General features: G+C 33.4%; 10 protein-coding genes. All 10 read right to left on the bottom strand.

Annotated features, from left to right (window positions below; genetic code table 11):
* Positions 1-9: 9 nt before the first annotated feature.
* Positions 10-696 (bottom strand): hypothetical protein, encoded by a 687-nt coding sequence (locus tag QO190_RS10555; protein ID WP_371463292.1) that lies wholly within the window; start codon positions 694-696, stop codon positions 10-12.
* 7 nt (positions 697-703) lie between these two features.
* Entirely contained in the window at positions 704-1372 is a 669-nt protein-coding gene (locus QO190_RS10560) for a hypothetical protein (protein ID WP_371463290.1), read from the bottom strand.
* Positions 1359-4433 (bottom strand): TraG family conjugative transposon ATPase, encoded by a 3075-nt coding sequence (locus QO190_RS10565; protein WP_371463289.1) that lies wholly within the window; start codon positions 4431-4433, stop codon positions 1359-1361. The genes QO190_RS10560 and QO190_RS10565 overlap by 14 nt, the downstream gene beginning before the upstream one ends.
* Positions 4405-4719, bottom strand: a complete 315-nt coding sequence (locus tag QO190_RS10570) for a DUF4133 domain-containing protein (RefSeq protein WP_371463287.1) — start codon at positions 4717-4719, stop codon at positions 4405-4407. The genes QO190_RS10565 and QO190_RS10570 overlap by 29 nt, the downstream gene beginning before the upstream one ends.
* Position 4720: 1 nt before the next feature.
* On the bottom strand, positions 4721-5041 hold the full coding sequence (locus QO190_RS10575) for a DUF4134 domain-containing protein (protein WP_371463286.1): 321 nt from the start codon (positions 5039-5041) through the stop codon (positions 4721-4723).
* A 123-nt stretch (positions 5042-5164) separates the two neighbouring features.
* Positions 5165-5701 (bottom strand): hypothetical protein, encoded by a 537-nt coding sequence (locus QO190_RS10580; protein ID WP_371463284.1) that lies wholly within the window; start codon positions 5699-5701, stop codon positions 5165-5167.
* 23 nt (positions 5702-5724) lie between these two features.
* Entirely contained in the window at positions 5725-6375 is a 651-nt protein-coding gene (locus tag QO190_RS10585; RefSeq protein ID WP_371463283.1) for a ParA family protein, read from the bottom strand.
* Positions 6375-7844, bottom strand: a complete 1470-nt coding sequence (locus QO190_RS10590) for a relaxase/mobilization nuclease domain-containing protein (RefSeq protein ID WP_371463281.1) — start codon at positions 7842-7844, stop codon at positions 6375-6377. The genes QO190_RS10585 and QO190_RS10590 overlap by 1 nt, the downstream gene beginning before the upstream one ends.
* Entirely contained in the window at positions 7834-8190 is a 357-nt protein-coding gene (locus QO190_RS10595) for a hypothetical protein (RefSeq protein ID WP_371463279.1), read from the bottom strand. The genes QO190_RS10590 and QO190_RS10595 overlap by 11 nt, the downstream gene beginning before the upstream one ends.
* 28 nt (positions 8191-8218) lie before the next feature.
* Positions 8219-9013 carry a hypothetical protein gene (locus QO190_RS10600; RefSeq protein WP_371463277.1) on the bottom strand — a complete coding sequence of 265 codons (795 nt, stop codon included), beginning with the start codon at positions 9011-9013 and terminating at the stop codon, positions 8219-8221.
* Between the last annotated feature and the right edge of the window lie 1544 nt (positions 9014-10557).

The raw sequence follows: 10557 nt of genomic DNA on the forward strand, positions 1-10557 counted from the left end.
ATTTCATCTCTAAAAAGATTTAATATTTTTCATAATGCTTTCTACCACTTGTTTATCACTGTTCACGTAATATTGGAAAGCTCTTTTGTTGCGTAATACTTTGGCTTTGATATCTCTAATTTTTAAGAGCATATGCGTGGAGTTTCTGCTTAATGTTTTGACTTCACCCAATGCGTAATCCAATAAAATTTTACGTTCTGATTTTTCCATTTGGTTAATGGCTCCATAAGAAATCACTATTCCCATGATTAACCGTGTTACCATTTGCAGATCATCTACAAACTGTACTTGGGAAGGCAAAACAGCTATAATAGAATAAGGCGCTGTATTGATTTCATTGATAATGTCTGTCTGGTTTTGAGTGATTTTATTAACTTCTCTACTCATCGCTATTCCCGTAGGTATTGCCTGAATAGCAAACGAAACAATCCTCAATCTGTCTTGAACTTTAGTGACTTTGTCTTTAAAGTTGTTCCATTGAGTTCTATTGGCGGTTTCTATGGTAGCATTGGCTGTTTGTTTTTGCCTCATTGCTATTTGTCGGTCATGTTCTTTCATCGTGGCATTGATTTCAATGTTCATCATGGGAAATGATACATTTTCTTTTTGCCAAGCTGGCGTAGAACCACCACTGGAAGAAGTAATGACAAGATAGATTGTAGGAATTAACAGGATTTGGAAAATCTTTTTCATCATATGATTCTTAAAAATTTCGCTTATACTTATTCATTATATTTTCTACAATGCCTTTATCGGTATTGATGTAGCCAGCAAATGGATTTATGGAGTTCCAGAATCCTAATCGGTTGGCTTTTTCCAATCGTAACTTGATTGCCAATAGCCACAACTTTAGATTTTTTACATTCTCGGAAATGTTGTGTAGGATTTTGTAACGGTCTCCTGCGGTCGCCAAATTGAGTTCGCCTGATGCCAAAATATCAGAAACATCGGTAACAATTTTCAAGCTTTGCTCGTAGGTTTTTTGCGAAGCTTTCACTCCAAATATGGCATATTGCGGATGTTGCGATGCTAATTGTACTACTTGAGAGGAATAGGTATAACATTTATTCAATTCAGAATAAATTTCTTTTACCTGAATTCCGTTTTGTAAGGTTCCTGAAACTTCTTTCAATCCTTTCAATATTTTATTCTGAATATCATTAGCTGCCACCATCTGTGTTCCTACCCATGCTTGTGCATCTTTCAATTTGGAGGTTTCGTCTATGACTTCATTCTGTTTGGCTTTCAAATTTTCTGAATACAAAATCATAGCAGTCGTTACCGTTGGGTCGATGTAAGTATTTTGGGAAAAGCTCATCATTCCCCAAAAAGTGAAAAGCAACATTGCTATTTTGAGACTAAACTTTTTCATATATCTCTTGTTTTTGATTGATTAATTCTGAAAAACTGATGTTTTGGTCTTCTAATTCCTGTGAGATGATTTTGAACACGTTGTATTCTTTATTTTGATTTTTCATTTTCCAGTAGTATGACACTACTTTTTCATCCAATGGATTCCGATACAGATTGACCAGCGATACCAAATTCTCAAGGCTATCCCCAAAGATTTTTAAATCATCAACAATCTTGCGTAAGGCTTCATCGTAGTTGCCATATTTCTGTACATAATATTCAACCGCTGATTTTTCGGGTTTTTCAGTTGTGTAGGTTAAATATTGTTCCAATGAAACTTCATTTCCATAGACTTCTCCTTTAGAACCTCGTTTCAGATAAAATTCTTTGAATCGACTTCTTCCGAATTTATTGTTCAAATTATTGATGGTGAAAATCTTGTTCTGTTCTACTTTATTTAATGAAAGTAAAGCAGCAATACGGTCAAAATTGTCCTTGAATTTGGTTTGATCCAACAAAATGAAAGTATCAGAATTGTTGATGATAGAGTCTTTTACCACAGCATTGCCAATAATATCATCGAGTTCCTGCGTTACCACGACTGCCTCTCCCCAAAATTTTCTAACCGTTTTGTAGAGATAGAGAATATAACCTCCCATTAATTTACTGGCAATGGCTTTCCATGCTTCTTCAATGATGAGTGCTTTTCTTCGGTCTTTTCTCAATCTCATTTTCTGAATGAAGGTGTCCATAATAATGAGCGTTACAATTGGAAAAAGCTTCGGATTATCTTTTACATTATCAATTTCAAAAACAATAAATGGTTCATCAAAAAGACTCTCGTCTGCTTTATTATTTAAGGTGGTTCCATATCTTCCGCCTTTGTAAAAGTCCTTCAGAACAAATAAAAAAGTACGCAGGTTGAATTCTTTTTCGTTGATTTTGTGCTTTTTATTGTTTAAGTAAACCGGTAGGAACCGGTCGCAATACTCATAGAATCCATTGAAAGAAAGTTCTTTGGTGATTAACTTTTCTTCAAGTTCCTTAATTTTTTTAACAATGGCTTTTCTGAACGATTCATTCCATTCTTCTGTCGTTTTCGGTTGCCTGATGATTTCATTAGATTTGATGAGAATCAGTTGTGTATCGTTATAAATTTTTCGCTTTTCTTCATCATTTAAAGTTTCATACGCTTCATAGACTTTATAAAATTTTTCGCTGTCATAGTCAGGATTGTTCAGGTTTTTATCAGGATGATACTCAATAGCCAATTTTCTGAAGGCTTCTTTAATCTCATCAGATTTGGCATCGAATGCAATTCCTAAAATATCGTAATAGGTGCGTTGTTCTTTAGTTTCATTCTCATATTCTGTAAATAGATCTTCTTCGTGAATATTGTATTTATTCAGATAGAGAATCAATTCTTCTGAACTTTTATTTTCGTACCACTGTGTTCCTGAATTGAAGTATTGATGATAATAAGACATCAACACATTGTCCAATATGGATTTTTGTGCGGATGACATCATCGCATCGGGACCTTGCCAAATCAAGAAAATCAAATTGGTTAAAAATTCAATTTTCTCAATATTGAACTCTTCTTTATTCATCAGAAAAGGGTTCATCGTAATGGGTTTTTCTTCAGTGTACTGAATGTATCTGCCTCCTTTGTATTTGCAGGTTCCTGAATAGGAATCTCCTGTATCCACAATGACTACATCATAATTGTAAGTAAGATATTGCTCTATAATGTTATTCATCAAAAATGATTTCCCTGAACCTGAAGGTCCCAAAACAAACTTATTCCTGTTATTAATTCTTCCTGTTTTCATTGGTAAATCTGAAGGATCTACTTTTAGCGGAACGCCTTGTCTGTCTGTAAATCTCAGATAGAAATTAGATTCTTCGTTCACGGGGTAACTTTCTTTAAAAAAAAAACACAAGGCCGCTTCGCTTGTCGTCATAAATAAATCGTACTCTCTCAATTCTGTTGCATTTCCTGGAATGGCAGAGCGAAAGAGTTCCAACTGGTTGTAAGCATTTTTGGAAACAATGATACCTTTTGTAAACAGCTTATTCTCTACCAGGGACTGTGTCCCCTCCATTTTTTCTAATGTTTCTGCGGAAAACAAAATCGAAAAATGTGCATTCACAACGAGTTGTCCATCAATAGCGATATTATGAAGTAGGGTTTGAATTTCCTCTGCAATAATGGCATTGGACGGCGAGTTGTTGGCGGCTCCTTCGTGCTTTTTCTTCTTTTTGTCGAGTTCCCTTTGCTGTTGTGCCTGTGGCGGAATGGTAATAATTTGATTATAAACAATCGTTTCGTAATCTTCCAGCTCGTTGATGAAAGTAAAATTATCAACCGCCGTTTCTGCTGCGGCACCGTTTCCTCCAAGAATAGAGTAAGGTTCAATTTCCGAAGGTAAATCAATGTTTTCAACATCGACGTAAGAAATGTTTTTGACGAAACGATTCCCGATTTGAAGATACTCATTGGTACTTTTAATGTTATCAAAAACCGGTGTTTTAGAAAACTGCATCGACAAAACACCGGAGATGTAATATTCAAAATCTTTTTCAAATAAAAACCGGGGTTCACAAGCTTCTTGTTTTAGAAGCATCCATACTTTCTGGCATTTATCACGAAGTTCTTTGTAGCCTTTTTCCGAGTGGTTGTACTGCTTATTTTTCTTTTTCAGCTTGTCATCCACAATATCCGTAAACAGCAATACAGTTTCAATGGTTTTAAAAAGTCGTCCATCAAAATGCTCTGAATATTTTTGCTGAAGGAACTGATTTGATGGTTCTGCAGTATATTTCTTTTTTGAAAAAATATCGAGCTTCTGGACAATTCTTCCTTCTCCAATAATCGACACCACCTGATTTAAAATGGTATGAAAATTAAGATAATTATCTGGATCAGCAGAATATTGCTCGACCATATTTTTTATCTTAATTCCGATAATAGGGTTTCCATACTGTCCGAAAAGAACATCAAAATCCCAATTGAAGGCTTTCCCGTAATCGTATCCGATAAAAGGAATATCAAATGCCTGCTTCTTTGTTGTCGCCATGTTGCAAAAGTTTTTTGTTGTTGAATCTTTTTGGAAAAATGAATATTTGATTGAAATTTTTGGTTTTGTCATACAAACCGTACTTGTCCTGCCTTTTAAAGATGAAATAAACACCTCCTGCCGTAACTACCAATCCTAGTAAAGAACCTAGTAAACCGAATTTGGAAAGTATCAATGCGGCAATGACTCCGCTTCCGATGACACCAACCGCATAAAAAATGTATTTCCCTTTGAGTCCGAAGAAAATAAGGGGTTTTTTAAGCCCCTTGTAAAGGTAAAATCCCATTTTAAGCAAAGAATGCGGTGACGAATTCTGGAACTACAATGAGGAAAATCATTGCTCCTCCATAACCAAGGATTTCTTTGTTCACATCTTGGTCACCGTTCGTCCATTTGTTATAGACACGAAGTCCGCCGATAAATCCTACCAGTCCGCCGACTGCTTTCAAAATCAGCTTGATCGGGTCCCAGTAATCTTTGATATCACTTGCTGCATTGGAGATGGCTGTTGCACCTCCTTGTGCAAAGGCTGGAGTAATGGCTAAAAGTAAAATGAAAGCAGTAAATACTTTTTTCATCATTTGATTTTTTTTGATTTTTTGATTCATAATAAATAAGATTTTTAAAAGGTTAATATTGAATTGATTTTTTAAGTTTATAGCAAAGAATGCCCTGCAACGGATTTTTAATGCGTTGTTTTTGAATGTTTTAAATATTTTTATGGATAAGGATTACATAATGGAATGATATATCTTATATCCGTCATTATGGGAAATCATCTGCACACTGGTTTCTGCCAGATTAAGCAATTGATACCATTTGTTTCTGTTTGATTTTTGAATGGATAAACCTTGTTCTTCTTGAATCTGGTTTTGATGATTTTCGTTATTTTTTGATTGAATAGATTTTGTATTTTCAGTTACATTTTTTACTGGTTCGTCGTCGTTATCAAAACCATCAATATCTTGTTCGGATTCAAATCTTCTTCTTAATTCTTCCAAATCTGGATTTTCTTCAAAAGTGTTTTGAACTTGAGATATCTGAATTTCACTTTTCAAAAAAGATTTTGGAGTACGAATATTTTCTACATCTTCAATGCCTACTGAACTTGGAGGAAGGTTCTCTGACTTCGCAAAATCAGCAAGTGAAAATTCTTCTGTAGCATCGGTTGGTATCGTTTTCTCTTTTTTCAAAAAAAGGTCGTAAACTATGTTACCAGCATAGTACAGGAAATAAGCTCCTAGAAGGATAAGTGAGTATTTTAACATTTGTATTTTATTTGAAATTAATTTTAAAGGGTAATTTTTAATATGCTGTTTATTTGGTCTATAATTTCATTAAAAGGCTTTTTTACGGCGTATTTTTGTTCGTAGGTTAGCTTTCTTGTATCTATGGTTTGAAGGCAGTTTCTTTTGAGTACAGGATTTTCGATAAGCGTTCCGTATTTTGAAATTTCTTCATCCATTTCTTTTTGGTTAGGGTATTTGTAGCCTTTGTCGTATTTGGAACGGATAAAGATTCGTTCTGCTTCGCTTTCTAATAAACCCAACAAATTTTTGAATACCAATGTCGATTTTACTGATACATCAGAATATTCAAAAGGAATGATGATAAAATCACTGTAAATCAGCAAATCACTGTATTTTTGGTCGAGTGTTCCTGCCAAATCAAAAAGATTAATCTCATCACTGTCTTTTAGATTAATGAGTGTTTCAAAATCGGAAAAAGGTTGTTCTTTGTCTTCACCAATGGTTTCTACCTCATACAATTTTGGAAGGTCTGACTGTTCGTCTTCTTTCCATTTGTAGTAAAATGATTTTTGAAAATCGAAATCATATACCTTAATTTTCCTTTCTGAAATAGCAGAAATGTAATTGGCAAATGCAATGGCAAGTGTCGTTTTTCCTGTTCCGCCTTTTTGCGTGGCAAATGTGATAATCATTATTTCTTTCTTTTTTTTCTTTTTTTGAGTTCTTCTTCCGCAGGATCTTTTGATGTTCCTGAATGTTTTGTCCATTCAAACAGCATTTCATTTACGGCTTTTGATAATTCTTTTGCTTCATTACTTTCAGTTTGGTTTACTGTTCTAGCTTCGTTGGCTTGATTTGGATTCAAAAAGCTTTGAAATTCTTTTTCTCCAATTAATGATTGAAGTTCTCCTACATAATGCAGTTTTGCGTGGACTGCATAATAGATTCCTTCTTCCGATTTTATTATTTTAACATTATTATTGTTTTGTGTTTTGAGATAGTTTCTTACATCATTTTTCAACGAATTGAATACTTCTTTGTTCTTTCTTTTCTTGTTCTCAAAAAGCATAAAATCTTTGGGAATATTTTCTGGATTCTGGTGTTTCAGATATTCTATCAATACTTGTTTCGATATTTCATCTGATAAATTGTAATCTTTTAAGCTTTCAAATAGTTTTTTGTCTATTACTTCGGAAGTGAATTCAAATAAATCATTCATTTTTAGAATTTCACTTCCTTTATAAATGGTTTCGGTTTTATGGTCAATTAAGGTGTAACCAAAAGGGTGGTGTTCGTCTTTATGATGAAAAACCACATCAATTCCAAACACTTCTCTGAGCTTTTTCTGAAGCTCACTTTCAAATTCAATCTTTGGTTTCCAATTTTCTTTTTGCTTTTCTTCAGGAAGCATTTTTTCTAAATGTCTTCGATCTTCCACTTTGAAAACCTTGTTAGAATAGACCTCTTGATATTTATTCAATATAGCCTTGATTTGCTTTCCTCTATTGTCATTTTTAGGGTTGCTGAAAATGAGTTGATTTCCATTTATTGTTTTCTCTCGAACTCCATTTTTTAGAATATCTAAAGCGTTTTCATCATTTTTATTATTTACCAACTTGAAGCCGTTTTTTTCCATTAAGATTTCCAGTTGCTTCAACGAACTTATATTGTAGCTCAAAAGTTTGTTGATGATGTCTTCATTACTTTTACCATAAATCCTTTCTTTTACATTCATCATCGCCTTTTGGGCCTTTAGTTTCTCATAACTGTCGTTAATCTTTTTTCCAGTTGATTTTTCAACTCTTGTTGAAACAATATGCACATGGTTATTTTCGGTGTCGTTGTGAAAAACTACGATGAACGGTTGGTTTCTGTAACCCATCTCCTGCATAAAATCTTCCGCAACTTTTGCCAATTCTTCTTTGCTGTGCTGTTGAAATTTTGTTGAAATCACTGCATGGAATTGTGGCTTTTTTACTTTTTCGTTTTTTGAAATGGATTTGAGGTAATTTTTAACTTCTTCCTGACTGCTGTTTTCATTTATGAAGGAAGGAAAATTTTTCATCAGCATCAGTTCTCCAGTTTCTTTTTCTACTTTTTTATCATTATACTGTACTCCGTGAAAATTGGAACTTGCAGAACCTAAAATCTTAACTATCATTTGCAATTAAGGAGTAGATTTTTGTGAAAATTTTGTTTTGCTGTTTTTTTAAATCGGTTATTTCATCAAGTTGGTTTTGGAAATAATTTAATTCCTTACTGCTGATAAATTTTTGAGCGTTTGCAATTCTGGCAATTTGATTAATGTTGGTTTCAATTTTTATGAAGATGTTGTCTTGTTTTTCAATGAACGTCAATATCTTTCTCCTCTCATCTTCTAAAATTCTGTTTTCAACCGATGCAGTGATTAAGTTGGTAAGGGTAATGTTTTTTTCTTTGCATATTCTTTTCCAGTATTGTTTTCTTGTTATGGATATCCTAATTTTTATATAGTCTCTTTTTTCCATTTTTTATCAAACTCCTTGTAGCTATTTTCTATGGCAAATAAGGTTTCCTCCAGTTGGAGTATCCCTGAACTTCTCCATAAGTATAGTAAGAGGTGGACATTGCATTTAAAGATGTCTGCGGAATTTGTATGGCATAATTTTCGAGTAAGGCGGGAAAATACTGCGTAGAATTTTCGGTATGTAGCAGAGCAATCTGATTTGGAATATAGCCTATATCGCTGTATATATTAGCAATGCTAATAAAAGCATCTCCAGTGATGGGGGCAGAATCTGAGGATCTGTAGATTTGAAAATGAACATTGACAATACCTTTAATTTTTCTGAATGTTACAGCTCCCTTTAATCCTCCGAAATTTTTGGTTCCGATGGTATAGGATTTTGAGGCGGTCAGATATGTATTGGTATTTCCCCAATAGTTCACTGGCGCAGACCATACCGAAGTTGCTGTTAGTCCAGCTGTGCTGTTTGAATCTAATGTTAATACAATATAGTACTCAATAGGAGCTATCTCTTTTGAAAAAGACTGCCATAAGGTTCCGTCAAAATAATAAGGGGCTGCTTCGGTAATATTTATAACCTGACCTGTCAAATTTGAAGGAGTGGATGTTGCATAAACCACTGCTCCTTGTTTAGCAGATGCATACGTTTTGGCTGCTAATTGATTTCCTGTAATACGTGGTGGAATAATTCCATCGTAATGACTAATATCGTTTGGTTTTCCTACAACTTCTAAAGTAGTCTCTGGAGTTTGGGTGTTAATTCCTACTTGTCCGTAAATGAAAGTTGTAGATAATACGAATAAAAGATAGCTCGATTTTTTCATCTCTTTTTGATTAAAATTCTGAGGCAAAATTGAGCGTTAAAATTCTTTAAAACAATAGTACTCAAAGGGTTTGGGCTAAATAAGAATAGTTTGGATTAATCTGGATTCTCTAAAGATTAAAAAAGAATATTTTGGACTAATCTGGAAAATTAAGTCCAATTTGTTAATAAAAAAAGCAAGTTCCGTAGCTTTTCATTCCTTTTCCAAAAAAGGCAAGAGAGTCTTTGGGCTCAAAACTTGAAAAGTTTGTGGGTACAAAGACACATCTTGCTATACAAAAGGTCATAATTTTCAGGACTCTGAAAAAGCCTTTATGGTATTGATAATGAGACATTTTAGAAATTTATTGCTTTGAAAGAAAAAATTCTGAATAAAATATTTTGATCCTGCGAATTTTTTATGCAGGTATATAAATAAGACGTATAGAAGTTACGCAAGTTCTTGTTTTACCTGTATACATTTTATACAGGTTTAGGAGCAGAATGTGTCTTTCTTACGCAGGGTGAATTTTGATGGAGTTCCTATAACATTTTTACACAGATATATGTATAAACTGTGTAAAAATTACACAGTTTCTTGTTGTACCTGTATATTATTTATACAGGTTTAGGAGTAGAATGTGTCTTTTTTATGCAGAGCGAAGTTTGATGGAGTCCCCAATAGCATTTTTACGCAAATAGCTGTTTGTAACTTTATGACTCAGGTACAGCAAAAGTCTGTGTCTTTTTTGTGCGGGTTGAGTAATGAAAAATACTTATTTATAGATAGGTGAAATGATAACCTGTATAGAATTTACTTTTTTTTATAATAGCTGGGTGAATTTTAAGCAGGTTTTGTAAATAGGCTCAACCATGAGCTAATTTGATTTTTAAAGATTAGTAATTCCGTGTCAAATTTTAAACATCCCTCATATCCCTCCATTATTCTCCATGCCAGCAAGTAATTAATTAATACAATTTTCTTCATAATTCTTTATTTTCTAACCAGTCTGCAATAAAATATTTCAAATTTACTCTATCGAACTGGTTAGAAACGACAATTGGTTGATACGAACATAAAATTGAAAATGGCAACTATGAAACCCACCAATTAATAGAGTCTGGGGAGTTTGACTGGGTAAAGCATGTAAACAGATTTTACTTAAAATCCGCAGAATCAGATTACCTAGGAAAACGAAAACTTTGTCGTTAATAACAGGCGATACCGATAAAATCTTTATAAAGTGTTGCAGCTTAGGTCTTAAAAATGGAAATTTTCAAAGTATTAACAGTAAAGCATACAAAAGAGGGATGGAGGCAGTTTTACGGCTGATTTACGAGGGCGTTCTATGATGATCCGATAAAAAGGCTGATTCTTAAATTTATAAGCAGTTTAGAAAATGACTCAGTATTTTACAATGATATTGCTACAGTAGCAGTCAATAATAACAAGAAAAAAACACAAATATGCAATATTAAAATGATAGGATTTCAATACTGTCCTAAATAAAAATTATTAAAAATAGAAACAGCCTAAATACCTATTTTACATTTAGCTTTACATTT

The sequence above is a fragment of the Cloacibacterium sp. Arc13 genome (assembly GCF_041431305.1).
Lineage (GTDB): Bacteria > Bacteroidota > Bacteroidia > Flavobacteriales > Weeksellaceae > Cloacibacterium > Cloacibacterium caeni_B.